The 13,786-nt window shown below is 63.8% G+C and carries 13 protein-coding genes; 10 read left to right on the plus strand and 3 right to left on the minus strand.

What is annotated here, in order from left to right; genetic code table 11:
• From HX613_RS21785 to HX613_RS21800, 4 genes are all read left to right on the plus strand, one after another.
• A partial coding sequence (locus HX613_RS21785; protein ID WP_235347201.1) for an efflux RND transporter permease subunit occupies positions 1-394 on the plus strand: 394 nt, incomplete at its 5' end.
• Between the two features lie 25 nt (positions 395-419).
• Positions 420-1,181 carry a CPBP family intramembrane glutamic endopeptidase gene (locus HX613_RS21790; protein ID WP_235344457.1) on the plus strand — a complete coding sequence of 254 codons (762 nt, stop codon included), beginning with the start codon at positions 420-422 and terminating at the stop codon, positions 1,179-1,181.
• 130 nt (positions 1,182-1,311) lie between these two features.
• Complete coding sequence (locus HX613_RS21795) at positions 1,312-3,789, plus strand: PhoX family protein (RefSeq protein ID WP_235344456.1); 2,478 nt, start codon at positions 1,312-1,314, stop codon at positions 3,787-3,789.
• Positions 3,790-4,002: 213 nt separating this feature from the next.
• The gene (locus tag HX613_RS21800) at positions 4,003-4,497 is read left to right on the plus strand and encodes a GNAT family N-acetyltransferase (protein WP_235344455.1); all 495 of its coding nucleotides are present in this window, start codon (positions 4,003-4,005) and stop codon (positions 4,495-4,497) included.
• A 138-nt stretch (positions 4,498-4,635) separates the two neighbouring features.
• Here the strand turns inward: HX613_RS21800 and HX613_RS21805 are convergent, their stop codons facing one another.
• Positions 4,636-5,280, minus strand: a complete 645-nt coding sequence (locus HX613_RS21805) for a VOC family protein (protein WP_235344454.1) — start codon at positions 5,278-5,280, stop codon at positions 4,636-4,638.
• 177 nt (positions 5,281-5,457) lie between these two features.
• Positions 5,458-5,943: an inorganic diphosphatase gene (locus HX613_RS21810; RefSeq protein ID WP_101570621.1), complete on the minus strand. Its 486-nt coding sequence runs from the start codon at positions 5,941-5,943 to the stop codon at positions 5,458-5,460.
• A gap of 112 nt (positions 5,944-6,055) precedes the next feature.
• Here HX613_RS21810 and dacB point away from each other — a divergent pair, with 112 nt between their 5' ends.
• The 3 genes from dacB to tilS are packed head-to-tail and all read left to right on the plus strand — an operon-like array spanning position 6,056 to position 9,547.
• Positions 6,056-7,522 (plus strand): D-alanyl-D-alanine carboxypeptidase/D-alanyl-D-alanine endopeptidase, encoded by a 1,467-nt coding sequence (gene dacB, locus HX613_RS21815; RefSeq protein ID WP_235344453.1) that lies wholly within the window; start codon positions 6,056-6,058, stop codon positions 7,520-7,522.
• Positions 7,519-8,535 (plus strand): zinc-dependent metalloprotease, encoded by a 1,017-nt coding sequence (locus HX613_RS21820; protein ID WP_235344452.1) that lies wholly within the window; start codon positions 7,519-7,521, stop codon positions 8,533-8,535. Before dacB ends, HX613_RS21820 begins: the two co-directional genes overlap by 4 nt.
• A complete protein-coding gene (gene tilS / locus HX613_RS21825) occupies positions 8,522-9,547 on the plus strand; it encodes a tRNA lysidine(34) synthetase TilS (protein WP_235347202.1) in 1,026 nt (341 codons plus the stop codon). The genes HX613_RS21820 and tilS overlap by 14 nt, the downstream gene beginning before the upstream one ends.
• Positions 9,548-9,569: 22 nt before the next feature.
• Here tilS and HX613_RS21830 read toward each other — a convergent pair whose 3' ends face one another.
• The gene (locus tag HX613_RS21830; protein WP_235344450.1) at positions 9,570-10,841 is read right to left on the minus strand and encodes an amidohydrolase family protein; all 1,272 of its coding nucleotides are present in this window, start codon (positions 10,839-10,841) and stop codon (positions 9,570-9,572) included.
• Positions 10,842-10,951: 110 nt separating this feature from the next.
• Here HX613_RS21830 and HX613_RS21835 point away from each other — a divergent pair, with 110 nt between their 5' ends.
• From HX613_RS21835 to HX613_RS21845, 3 genes are all read left to right on the plus strand, one after another.
• Positions 10,952-12,277 (plus strand): MFS transporter, encoded by a 1,326-nt coding sequence (locus tag HX613_RS21835; RefSeq protein WP_235344449.1) that lies wholly within the window; start codon positions 10,952-10,954, stop codon positions 12,275-12,277.
• A 47-nt stretch (positions 12,278-12,324) separates the two neighbouring features.
• Positions 12,325-12,876, plus strand: coding sequence for a hypoxanthine phosphoribosyltransferase (gene hpt, locus HX613_RS21840; RefSeq protein ID WP_235344448.1), 552 nt, complete (start codon positions 12,325-12,327; stop codon positions 12,874-12,876).
• Positions 12,877-13,043: 167 nt separating this feature from the next.
• Positions 13,044-13,786, plus strand: a 743-nt coding sequence (locus tag HX613_RS21845) for an ATP-dependent metallopeptidase FtsH/Yme1/Tma family protein (RefSeq protein WP_235347203.1), incomplete at its 3' end; no start/stop codon positions are given.

Raw genomic sequence — 13,786 nt, forward strand, 5'->3', positions numbered from 1 at the left:
CAGACTGCGTTATCGTCCGATCCTTATGACCGCGGCAGCGACGATCTTCGCGCTTATACCGATGGCCCTGGGACTGACGGTGGGGGAGTGTTTCATCTCGAAGCCGCTGGCGATCGTCGTCATCGGCGGTCTCGTCAGCTCGACCCTGCTCACGCTCATCCTCGTGCCTGTCCTCTACCTCCTCCTCGAAGGAGCGAAGGAACGTCGCGGAGAGAAGAAGCACGTGAAGAACATGGCCCGCGGCCAGGTCCTCGACGTCGCCGAGGCGAGGGCTGCGCAGCGTTCGGATACGACGGATCGTGCTCGCTCAGGCACGCAGACGGAGACCACCGCAGATGCGGGGTCAGTGGCCACCGGCGGTCGCCCCGACACGGACGAGGAACCGAGGCACTGAGTCCTCGCCCACTACAGTGGGATCCATGAGAAACGAGCTCGAACCGCAGGAGAAGAAGCGCCTGTGGTTCGAGCTCGGTCTCGTTGCGGCACTCTCGCTGGGCCAATCGGCGGTCTATGCGATCGTGCGCTTAGCAGACATCACCACCCGCGGTCCGATCAGCGACGCCCAAGCGAAGCTCAACACCTCGATGTCGCCGCGACCCGGATTCGACCTCGTCTACCAGATCCTCGACATCGGGTTCACCCTCGTACCAGTGCTCTTGGCCCTCTACCTGCTGACTCGCGACTCGAATGCCCCGCCCCTGAGCACACGGCTGGGCGTGAACGGCCAGAGGGGGAAAGACCTCGGGCGCGGAACGCTCATCTTCACCATCATCGGCATCGGCACTCTGGCCGTCTACGCGGGCGGCAGGGCACTGGGGATCACTGCCGAGGTCCAGCCGGCCAACCTCGGCGATCATTGGTGGACTATTCCCGTGCTCATTCTGGCCGCGGCGAAGAACGGCATCGTCGAAGAGGTCATCATCTTCGGCTTCGGGGCCGAACGGCTCCAGCGCCTGGGCTGCGGGATGTGGCCGATCATCATCAGTCTGGCAGTCCTCCGTGCCAGCTACCACCTGTACCAGGGCATCGGGCCATTCATCGGCAACGTCGCCATGGGCATCATCTTCGGGTGGTACTTCATGCGCCGAGGCAGGCTGATGCCGCTGGTGTGGGCACATTTCATCATCGACGCCGTGGGCTTCCTGGCACCGGGAATCCTCACCCTCGTCGACATCGGCTGAACGGGTTCACGCGCAGTTCATACAACGGTAGTTCTGGGTCCAACTGACCCTGAAAGTCTCGAACTGATGAGCCCGACTCCGTTTCGCGAGGCAGGGCCGACAGACCCGATCCAAGGAGACAACCGAACCGATGGCACCCCTACGTGAACTTCTGCCCATGGCCGGACACGTCCGAGGCAAGCGCAGCCCCGTCACATGTGCGCTCAAATGCGACAACGCGTGCACCAAGGCGATCTGCAACACCTCGTCCAACAGCTACTTCCGCGACATCGTCGGGGCGCAGCTGTCCCGCAGGGCAGTGCTGGGGGCGTCGGCGGCAGGAGCACTGGCCATCGCAGTCACGACCGGACCGAGTCCGACCACACGTGCAGCCGCGGCCGCAGCAGCAGGCACAGGAAGCAGCCTCGACTTCACCGCGATCGACCCGGTCCAGCACGAGGTCGACAAGTTCATCGTCCCCGAGGGGTACTCGTGGCACCCCGTCGTGCGCTGGGGTGACCCTCTGTTTCCGGACGCTCCGAAGTTCGACCCCGAGAACCAGAGCGTCGAATCGCAGCGACGTCAGTTCGGGTACAACAACGACTTCCTCGAAATCCAGGTCGACGAGAACGGCGACGGCAACCGTGCCCTGCTGTTCGCCAACCAGGAGTACACGAACGACGCGATCATGTACCCCGACAGTATGGACAAGGCCACCCAGCGCGCCATCAGCCGCGATGCACACGGGCTGACTGTTGCGGAACTGGTCCGGACCAATGAGAAGACCCCGTGGAAGGTCGACGTCAACGGCGCCAACAACCGCCGCTTCCTCATCGATACCGAATACGAATTCACTGGGCCGGCAGCCGGCTCCGACCTGCTCCGCACCAGGGACTACCCCAACGGCGACAAGGCTCAGGGAACCCTGGGCAACTGCTCGGGAGGCCTGACTCCGTGGGGCACACTGGTCTCCGGCGAGGAGAACTTCAACTCCTACTTCAAAGCGCAGGGCACCTCGGCGGCCGACAAACGCTACGGTCTGAGCAACGAGGCCTCGGCCAATGGCTGGGAAGAAGACCTGCAGCGCTTCGACACGAACAACTCCGGCTACGCCAACGAAGCCAACCGATTCGGCTGGATCGTCGAAGTCGACCCGCGCGACCCCGAATCGACACCGCTCAAGCACACCAACCTGGGCCGCCTCAAGCACGAGGGCGCCAACATCACGATCGCCGATTCGGGTCAGGCCGTTGCCTACATGGGCGACGATGAGAAGTTCGACTACCTCTACAAGTTCGTGTCCAAGGGCAAGTACATCGAAGGCGACCTGCCCCACAACATGACCCTGCTGACCGAGGGCGATCTGTTCGTAGCGAAGTTCACGGGCAACTCCCCGAAGGGCGAGATCGACGGCAGCGGTGACGTTCCGGCCGACGGCGAGTTCGATGGCAGCGGGCAGTGGCTGCCGCTGATCAAGGACGGCAAGTCGCAGGTCTCGGGAATGGCCATTGAAGAGGTGCTGGTCAACACTCGACTGGCGGCGGACAAGGTCGGTCCGACGAAGATGGACCGTTGTGAGGACGTCGAGCCCAACCCAGTCAACGGAAAGATCTACGTTGCGTGCACAAACAATTCGGATCGTGGCGTTGACGGCAAGGCCGTCGCCGATGAGGCGAACCCGCGCAGCGAGAACCGCGACGGACACATCGTCGAACTGACCGAACGCAACGGTGACCACACCGGCACCGAGTTCGACTGGACTCTGCTGCTGGTGTGCGGTGACCCGAAGCAAGGCGACACGACCTACTTCTCAGGCTTCCCCGAAGACCAGGTCTCACCGATCTCCTGCCCCGACAATGTCACGTTCGACTCGGCAGGCAACCTGTGGATCTCCACGGATGGTGCACCCGATGGCATCGGCTACTGCGACGGTCTGTTCAAGGTCACCATCGAAGGTGAGGAGCGCGGACGCGTCGAGCAGTTCCTCTCCGTCCCGCGTGAAGGTGAAGTCTGCGGACCGCTCGTCCACGACTCCTACAACTCGGCGTTCGTGGCTGTGCAGCACCCAGGTGAGGACGGCGAATGGTCGGATCAGCACTCGCGGTTCCCCGACTATGTCGACACCACAGATGTCGACAAGGGCGTGGCAGCGCTTCCCCGACCGACAGTGGTCCAGGTGATCAAGGGCAGCGGCGAAGAGCCCACCGACCCTCCGACAGAGGACCCAACCGACCCTCCGAACGAGGACCCGAAGGACGCAGACACCGAAGGCAACGAGGACGGCTCGTCCGACGGGTCTGACGGCGACTCGTCCGATGGCGGCGACGGCAGTTCCTCGTCCGAGGGCTCGACGAGCGGCTCCCAGGACGGTGCGAAGGATGCAGCTGCGGCGGCCGGAGCAGCGGGCGCAAGTGATGCCGGGTCGAACGGCGGATCCGGCTCCGGCGGTTCGGGTTCCGGTGGCGGCGGTGACCTGCCGCGGACCGGCAACGACAGCACTCTGCCGCTGCTCGGCGGAGGTGCCGGCCTGCTTGCCGCAGGCGGTGCCATGGCAACGGCCGCGCACATGCGCAAGAAAAAGGCAGCAGAGGGTGCCGAAGACCTCACAGAGGGCTCCGCGGAGGTCTGACTCCGCGGCCACTCCAGCTTAAGTGGACGTTTTGGGCTGACAATTCCGATTGTATTCAGCCCAAAACGTCCACTTAAGCGTGAACCGGTGGCGTAGGGCGATGCAGCTACAGCTATCACCATCCCCTCTTGGGGGCGGATCCCCATTGAGTCACGGTGTGCAGAGGACGTATAGGCGCCTCTTGCTCGCCTCGGAGGGAGATGGTTGGCTGGCATGATGAACGAGGCCGTCACCCTCCGTCCTCTGTGTGTCGGAGACGCCGCCGAGATGGCGGTCGTTCTCTCACATCCTGACCTCTACCGGTACACAGGCGGGCAACCGCCCAGCGAAGCTGACCTCAAGAGGCTCTATGGCATTCAGACTCGCGGTGGGCCTGCCGACCGGACCGAGGTGTGGCTCAATGACATCGTCACGCTCGGGGATGACCAGCAAGCTGTCGGTTTCGTCCAGGCGACCCTCCCGGCCGATCAGCGATCCGCGGAGATCTCCTGGGTGATCGGCCGCCCGTGGCAGGGGCTCGGGTACGCAGGTCGGGCCGCTCTACATCTCACCAACCGCCTTCGCACCCGCGGAGTCGAGCAGGTGATTGCTCACATCCATCCAGATCACGAGGCATCTTCGCGGATCGCCAAGCAGCTTGGCATGAAACCGTCCGAGGTTGTCATCGACGGGGGAGACACTGTGGACCGGGCTCCTCGTATGAAATGAGGGCAGCACACCGAATCGGTGTGCTGCCCTCTACGCTGTGCGACGTCAGTCGTCTGAGCCCAGCTGTCTGGCTCCGCCGGCGAATCAATTCTGCCCGGCGAATGCCGAACAGCGCCGAACGTTCCGGCCTACGGCGTCTCAGATGGTGACGAGGCCGTTCTTGGCGGTGTCGAAGCTGATCGACATGATGCCGGGGGTGCCGTGCGGCGCCGACCAGTCGATGTGGATCTCCGGGATGGGCTTGGGATCCTGGGTTCCCAACCAGTCGCGGAGTCGGTCACGATCCCCGGCGATCTGCAGGGTGTCGAGAGCGACATCGCCATTGGTCTTGTAGGACGAAGGATGCTGAGACGAGTCGGCCGCCCACTTGATGAAGAACGGAAGCTGAGGGTCGGCGATGAGCCCCTTGATTCCGATCTGTAGCCACTTGAGTTCCAGGCCTGATTCCGGGGTGCGGTTTCCGTCGACGGCTTTGCGTTCGAGACGAGTTTCCACTCCGGCGAGGTCATCGACCGAAACGCACCATCCCATCCAGCCGCCGCCGAGCTCGGAACGAGCTCGCACTGCCTGGCCGAAGGGTGTTGACAACGCGGCCGGGTGCTCCAAGGCTTCGACGACTTCGAGGTAATGACCGTTCGCGAGAGGGAAGATCAGATTTCTGGTACCGAATCGAGGATGCACACCACCGTCGTAGGGAACCACACCGAGCTTCTCCGAGATCCGCTCGGCAGTGGCTTTGTACCCGTCTGGTTCGCTGGCGAATGACACATGATCGAGTTTCATGTCTCGACAATCGCATAACCTGGCTCACACTTCTCATTAGGATCACCTAAGTAGTGGGTCGTCCCAGGGCCGGCAGCCGCTCGTCCGATGAATGCAGAGACCGCCCGGACGGCGAGGTCCGGGCGGTCTCTGATCACGGGTGAGGCGATGCTTCACACCACCTCGGTGAGGGTGAACTCAGTGAGAGTCCTTGAAGCGCTTGATCGAAGCCTCGACCTCGGCCTCAGCCTCTGCACGCCCGACCCAGCTGGAGCCCTTGACGTACTTGCCCGGCTCAAGATCCTTGTAGCGGGTGAAGAAGTGCTCGATCGAGTCGAGGGTGAACTGATCGACGTCGCCGATGTCCTGGTAGCTCTCCCAGCGGGGATCGCCGGCCGTGACGCCCAGGACCTTGTCGTCGCCGCCTGCTTCATCTTCCATCTTGAACATTCCGATGGGGCGCACATCGATGAGGACGCCGGGGAAGAGGGGTTCGGGCAGCAGTACGAGAACGTCGAGCGGGTCCCCGTCGTTGCCCAGCGTGTCCTCGAAGAAGCCGTAGTCAGCGGGGTACTGCATCGAGGTGTAGAGGTAGCGGTCGAGCTTGACTCGACCTGTCTCATGATCGACCTCGTACTTGTTGCGCGATCCGCGCGGGATCTCGATTGTGGCCAAGAGTTCCATAGTGCTCCTTCAAGCTAGGGTTGCATCACTAGAATAGAGCTTACAAGTCCCCACGAACGACAACCACAACGGCTACGGCGAGGACGATGGCAATGAGAATGAGAGCCCGCGCTTGAACCAGACCCCGGAGCGGAAGAGGCGGAAGCGGTCGAAGAAGGCTGTCGCCGGCATCACCGCAGGCAGCCTCGCCATCGTGCTGGGCGCGGTTGCGGCAGTCGACGCCTACGACGTCTTCCCCGAGCTCCCGGGAATCCTGACCACTGACCCCGCCGTCGAAGTCCAGGCGGTCCCCGCGCCTGACGCGCAGGGCAAGGACATGCCCGCCCCCGCCTCGGCGCTAGATGATTCCGCACCTGTGCCCACCAAGGTCCCCGACACGGTGGACAAGGTCCTCTCTGATGCCAAGGTCAAGGGCTTGGGGATCGAGATCCGCGACGGGCTCAGCGATGACATCCTCTACGCCCAGAACGAGAACAGACCTCGCACGCCGGCCTCGGTGACCAAGGTCCTCACGGCCTCGGCGGCACTGCTGAGCATCGGCGGCGAGAAGCGACTGAGCACGACCACAGAGTTCGACCCGTCCACCTCGACGGTGACGCTGACAGGCGGCGGAGACTCACTGCTGGGTGCGGGGGAGTCCCAGCCGGGTGCCGTGAACGGTCACGCGGGCCTGACGACGCTGGCTCAGCAGACTGCCGAATCACTCAAGAGCCAGAACGTCGCCGAGGTGGCCCTGGACTTGGACACCTCCCGGTACACGGGCAAGGACTTCAGTCCCGGATGGGAGCGTGCCGATATCGCCAAGGGCGTCATCACGCCGATCCAGCCGCTGATGATCGACACCGGGTATGTCGGCAGCAAAGACAAGGAATGGCGGGGCCGCAGCGAGCACCCGGCCAAGGACGCCTTCGCAGTCTTTGCCAAAGAGCTCAAGGCAGCCGGAGTCACAGTCACCGACAACCCTGCACCCGCCGCTGAGACGGGTGACGACGCGAAGACCGACGGAGACTCCGAAACCAGCCAGCTGGCGGGGGTGGAATCGGCCACGATCTCCGAGATCGTCGAATACGCGCTCGTGCACAGCGACAACGTCGTCGCCGAGGTCCTCGGCAACGAGGTCGCCATCGCCCAGGGTGAACCCGGAAGCCTGGAATCCGGCCCCGAAGCCGTGCTGGCGGCCCTGTCCGATTCCGTGGATCTGGGCAAGACCCACCTCGAAGACACCTCGGGCCTGTCCTATGACAACCAGATCAGTCCGCACGACCTGACGACGATCCTGCAGGCATCGGTCGTCGCCGACGATTCGCTCTCCAGCCTCATCAGCTACATGCCCGTCGGAGGACTGACCGGCACACTGACCCAACGTTTCACCAAAGACAAGGCTGCAGCCGGGACGGTGCACGCGAAGACGGGGACCCTGTCGACCGTGACCTCACTGGCAGGAGGGGTGCTCGACGCCGATGGACGCTATCTCGTCTTCACCCTGCAGATCGACGACGTGGACAAGGACAAAATATTGGAAGCCAGGAAAACCGTGGACGATATCGTCGCAGCACTCGCGGATTGCGGCTGCCGATGATCGTCGATGAGAAGTTCGCCGCCCGCACAGCCCGGGAACTCGTCCCCGCAGCGCGTATGCCCGACATCGATGAACTTGACGCGCTGGTCGCCGGGCTCAAGGACAATGCGCTGACGGCGCAGGAACTCGTCGTCGACTCGTTCCTCCTCGACCCTGCCCATGCCGATGACGTGCGCACTCGTCTGGGCGCCGGTTCCGTGCTCGTGCTCGATCAGATCGGCTGGATCAAGGCCAATGCGCAGTCGCTCAACGGCATGGTCGACGCGGACTCCCTGCCCGCCCCTGTCGGTCCGGGAGCGGCGAAAGCGGCCGCCGTGGAACTGGCAGGCGTGCTCTCGCTGCTGTCGACTCGAGTTCTGGGCCAATTCGACCCCTTTGCGGTGGACACGGGCCGGCTGATGTTCGTCGCCCCCGCTGTCCTCATCGCCGAAGAGGCGATGAACGTCAAGCCGCGCGACTTTCGCATGTGGGTGGCCCTGCACGAGGCCACGCACCAGGTGCAGTTCGCCACCGCGCCCTGGCTGCGTGAGCACATGCGCTCTCTCCTGTCTCAGGTCGTCGCGACCCCTCTCAGGGCACCTGGCATCAGCGGTCTCGCTGACGTCTTCTCCACAGTGGGCCGGATCATCAAGGGTGATGCGAGCATGGTCGATCTGATCAGGGACGAGGGGATGCGCAGCGCCCTCGACGAGGCGACGGCGATCCTCAGCCTGCTCGAAGGGCACGCCGACGTGGTCATGGACGAGGTCGGCATCGAAGTGATCCCGAGCGTGCGGAAGCTGCGACGCAAGTTCGAAGCCCGCCGCGACGCCGGACAGGGCGGATTCCTGTCGAACCTGCTGGGCATGAACCTCAAACTCGCCCAGTACCGTGACGGCGCCACGTTCGTCCGCGCCATCCGCAAGGAAGTCGGCCAGACCGGTTTCTCCGCCGTCTATGCCAAACCGGAGAACCTGCCGAGGAGCGAGGAGATCCACACCCCGAGTCTGTGGTTGGACCGTGTCCACGGCTGAGGCGCGACCACCTCGGCGACCGAGCCTCGATCCGGCCAGCGGAGCGATCCGCAGCAGTGTCCGTGAAGCGTTGGCTCAGTTGGGCAGTTCCCGGCCCAAGGTCATCGTCGCGGTCTCCGGGGGAGCGGACTCGATGGCGCTGCTGCATGCCTGCGCCTTTCTCCACCGACGTGGGGAGCTGCATGCGCAGGCCGTGACCGTCGACCATGGTCTGCAGTCCTCGACCGCCGAGGTGGCCCGCCGGGTCGTCTCGATCGCCGAATCCTGGGGTCTGTCCGCCGAGGTCGCCAGCGTCACCGTCGCAGCCGGTGACGAGGGCCTTGAAGCCGCCGCCCGCGATGCCCGCTACGGCGCACTTGAAGCCGCCCGGAAAGTGCAGGGGGCCGAGTGGGTGCTGACCGCGCACACCCGCAGTGACCAGGCGGAGACGGTGCTGCTGGGACTGATGCGTGGTTCGGGCACGAGATCCCTGGCTGGAATGGCTCTGCGCACCGGCACCGTGGTGCGTCTCCTGCTCGACATCGAACGGGCGACCACTGTCGCCTCGTGCCGGGCTCAGGGCATCGAAGTCTGGGATGACCCGATGAACGCCGACGATTCCTTCGCCCGGGTCCGTGCCCGCGCCCTGCTGGCAACCCTGGAGGCCGACCTGGGCCAGCCTGTCACCGCGAATCTGGCCCGCACCGCCGAGCTGTGCCGTGCCGATGCCGACTGCCTCGACGGGCTCGCCGAGACCTCAGCCGCCGCCGTGCGCGGACGCACCGAGGTGCCGTTGGCCGAACTGGCAGGATTGGAGGAGGCGATCCTCTCCCGCGTCGTCCGCGAGTGGCTGATCTCCCTCGACGTGCCCGCACAGAGCTTCGGCGCCGCCCGCGTGGCCCAACTGTGCGCCCAGATTCGCGAACCTGGGACCTCGGGTCGCCCACATGCTCGTCTGTCACTTCCCGGTGACACCGAAGTGATCATCACCAGGCAGCTCCTGTGCTTCCGTCGCGACGCGAAGACCGGGTGACTGCAGCCCCCGGACGTTGGGCTCAGGCCTTGCCGTGGACCAGGTGGCCGCCGGTGGCCACCAGCCCTCCGTTCTTGAAGACGTCGCGATCGGCAGGGCAGTCCATGATCGCCGAGGTGACCGTATCGGCCTCGAGCAGCATGAAGTCCGCCGGAGCACCGATGCCCAGACCGAAGCGGGCATCATCGATCAATGCGGTTCCGTCCGGTCGGGCTCCGGCCATCACCTGTGCCCCGCCTCGGGAAGCGATGTCCAAGCATGCTTCGATGTCCTCATCCAGGCGATGCCCATTCGTGAATGCCAGCTGCCAGGCCCGCCGCAGCAGGTCACCGTCACCGTAGGGACTCCAGTAGTCGCGCTGACCGTCCTCGCCAAGACCCAACGCCACCCGATTCTCACGCAGGCTGCGCTGCGGCAGGACGCCGTTCTGCGGTGCCACCGTCGTCAGAGAGATTCCCGCCTCGGCGACGAGTTCGATGATCCGTTCGACCTCTGGTGCAGGGTTGGAGCTCAGGGCGAAGGCGTGGGAGATCGTCACCTTCCCATCCATGCCGAGAGCCTTCGTGCGGTGGGCGATCTCCTCGAACGTGAACACGCCTGCGCTGCCGCGCTCATGGAGATGGATGTCGATGCCTTTGCCGTGCTTCTCCGCAAGCCCGAAGACGACGTCGAGGTGCGCGACCGGGTCGCGGTCGTATTGGAGTGGGTCGAGTCCTCCGACCAGATCAGCGCCCTCGCTCAAGGCCGCGTCGAGAAGATCTCTGACGCCCTTTTCGCGTACGATGCCGGCCTGCGGGAAGGCCACGACCTGAGAGTCGAGGACCGCAGCGTGATCGGCCAGTGCGTCCCGGACGCCGATGAAGCGCTCGAGACCGCAGTCGGCGTCGATCTGGGTATGCGAGCGGATGCGCGTACCGCCGGAGGAGACGATCTCTGCGATCACGAAGGCAGCCTGGTCACGGACGCTGCGCTCGCCCTGCCGCCAGTTCTCCCGATCGTTCATGATGAAGCCGTGCAGCGTTCCGTCAGCAGTGTGGGGACGGAAGGTCTGGCCCATCCGGTTCGAATCGAGGTGGGCATGGACGTCGCCGAGGCTGGGCAGCAGCGCTCGCCCGGCCCCATCGATGATGTCGGGCCCATCGACGTCTTCGGCGCTGGCGGGGTCGGTGCGGCCGATCGCCTGCGCCGAGGCAGCCGGCGTGAACGAGGTGAAACGTCCGTTCTCGATCCCGACATCAACAGTCTGGGCATCGGCAGTGCGGGGAAAGAGGCGAATATTTCTCAGAGTGGTCATCGTCGTCCTTGAGAGATAGGAGGGCACTTGACCTCCAAATGGTATACCTTTATGTGGCTTGGGTACGGGCCGCCGAATCGAGCGAACACAGCGTCTGAAAGGATGAGCCAATGACCTCTCAGCCCGAATACGGCCATCGTACGGGTCGGGGACTCGACGTGCTGGCGCTCGTGGGCCTCATCCTCATCGCCTGCTCCCTGCGACCGGCCGCATCGTCCTTGGGCCCCGTCCTCTCCGAAGTCCAAGGCGCCTACGCCCTGGTCGAATGGCAGACAGGCCTGCTCACAGCACTTCCCGGCCTGATCTTCGCAATCTGCGGGTTCATCGCCGTTCCCGTGCTCAAGAAGATCGGACTCTTCAGCTCGCTGGCGATGACCTGCGTGCTGATCGCGGTCGGAGTGGGCGCCCGGGTCCTCGTCGACAACTGGTTCGGCTTCGCCGGTCTGACCGTGGTCGCGCTGGCCGGAATGTCCATCGGAAACGTCATTCTGCCGGTGTACGTGAAAATGCGCTTCCCCCACCGAGCCAACCTCGGCGCCACCGCCTTCACAGTGTCCCTGGGACTGGGTGCGATGTTCCCCGCCTTCCTCACCGCACCACTCACCGGCCACTTCGACAACTGGCGGGTGGGACTGGGCATCTGGGCACTAGTGCCTGCCTGCGCACTGATCACCTGGATCATCCTCAAGCTCGTCCGATCCGTACCCCACCTGGATCGGCCCGAGCAGGACACACACGAGGCTGGCCCGCCTCGGCGACATATCTTCACCTCTGCCAAGGCCAGATACATGGCGATGTTCTTCGGTCTGCAGTCAGTCAACGCCTATGTCCAGTTCGGATGGCTGCCGCAGATCTACCGTGACGCAGGGATCGATCCGGTCCTCGCCGGACTCATGCTCACCGTCGTCACCCTTGGTGGGATCCCCGGCGGCTTCCTTGCCCCGCAGATCATCATGCGCAGCATCCTGCCCCGCTTCTTCCTCGTCAGCTTCTCCGTCAGCGCCGTGTGCGGCTACCTCGGACTGCTCCTCATGCCCACCACCGTGCCGGTGCTGTGGGCGATCCTCCTAGGCTACGGCGGCTTCGCCTTCCCTGCCGCGCTCGCGCTCATCACGGGCCGCACACAGGCCGTGTCCGTCACTGCCCGGACCTCAGCATTCGTGCAGTCCAGCGGCTATGTGCTGGCTGCGATCGGCCCCTTGGCCGTCGGCGGACTCCTCGGATTCAGCGGCGGCTGGTCGGTGCCGCTGGAGTTCATGATCGGCGTTTCGGCGCTCATGGGCGTGACCGGGTACCTTGCTGCCGCACCGGGGACAGTCGACGATGATCTGGCCGCACTTGGCACCCGCAGTGAAGCATCAGAACTTGGTGGTGGCGCCAACGACCTCCACGGTGGCACGAACGACCTCCGTGGTGGCACGCCGGGGCAGAAGTGAATCATAATGGAGACACACCCCACCCCAAGCGAGGAGATTCGACACCTGTGGACATCAACGATCTCGGCAATGACATCGAAAAAGTACTTGTCTCGGAAGAACAGATAGCCGCACGACTCGTTGAACTGGCAGCCGCCATCGATGAAGACTACAAGGGCAAGGACATCCTGCTCGTCGGCGTCCTCAAGGGTGCCGTCATGGTCATGGCGGACCTGGCTCGTGCGATCCATTCGCCGGTGACCATGGACTGGATGGCCGTCTCCTCCTACGGTTCGGGCACCAAATCCTCCGGTGTCGTCCGCATCCTCAAGGATCTCGACACCGACCTCTCAAACCGTCACGTGCTCATCGTCGAAGACATCATCGACTCGGGTCTCACCCTGTCCTGGCTGGTCCAGAACCTGCGCTCGCGTGGAGCGGCGACCGTCGAGATCTGCACGATGCTGCGCAAGCCCGAAGCAGTCAAGGTCGATATCGACGTCAAATACATCGGCTTCGACGTTCCGAACGAATTCGTCATCGGCTACGGACTCGACTATGCCGAGAAGTACCGCAACGTTCCGTTCGTCGCGACCCTGGCTCAGCACGTCTACAGCTGAGCGTTGCGCATGAACGTTCCGCGCATTGACTGAATGCCTGCCGCACCCGGGAACAAAAATGGGTGCATTCGAGCTATGTCAGTGCGAGGTATTAGGCTGTGGGGGATGTTCCCAGGCAGCCTCGGTAGCCTGAACAGGTTGCCCACATCTTTTTCCTGAGAGGACTTATGGCCGAGTCGAATAAGCGTCGCCCACTGCTCAACAAGGCGACGAAGGGCCCTTTGGTCTGGATCGTTCTGGCACTGCTCGTAGTGTCTATCGGTGCTCTGCTCTTCAGCAGAGTCGGATTCAGCCAGATTGACACCCAGCAAGGCCTCGAGCTGCTCCAGGACGACAAGGTCGAACAGGCCAAGATCGTCGACAAGGATCAGCGCGTCGACCTGACCTTGAAAGACGATCTCAAGATCGAGGGCAAGGACTTCGGCAAGAAGGTTCAGTTCTTCTACGTGGAGCAGCGTGGAGAGCAGATCGTCAAGGCCGTGGACTCGGCCGAGCCCAGCAAGGGATACACCGACGAGGTGCCCAAGCAGAGCTGGCTGATGTCCCTGCTGGGAACTCTGATTCCATTCGTCATCATCTTCGTCGTCTTCTGGTTCCTCATCTCGCAGATGTCGGGCGGGAAGATGATGAACTTCGGCAAGTCCAAGGCGAAGCTGGTCAACAAGGAGAACCCGGACGTCACGTTCAAGGACGTCGCCGGTGTCGACGAGGCTCTTGAAGAGCTCGAGGAGATCAAGGAGTTCCTGGCCGAACCGGAGAAGTTCAAGGCCGTGGGAGCCAAGATCCCCAAGGGTGTCCTCCTCTACGGTCAGCCCGGTACCGGTAAGACCCTGTTGGCGAAGGCCGTGGCCGGTGAAGCCGGTGTGCCCTTCTACTCGATCTCGGGCTCTGACTTCGTCGAGATGTACGT

This window comes from Brevibacterium sp. UCMA 11754, assembly GCF_021532275.1.
GTDB lineage: Bacteria > Actinomycetota > Actinomycetes > Actinomycetales > Brevibacteriaceae > Brevibacterium.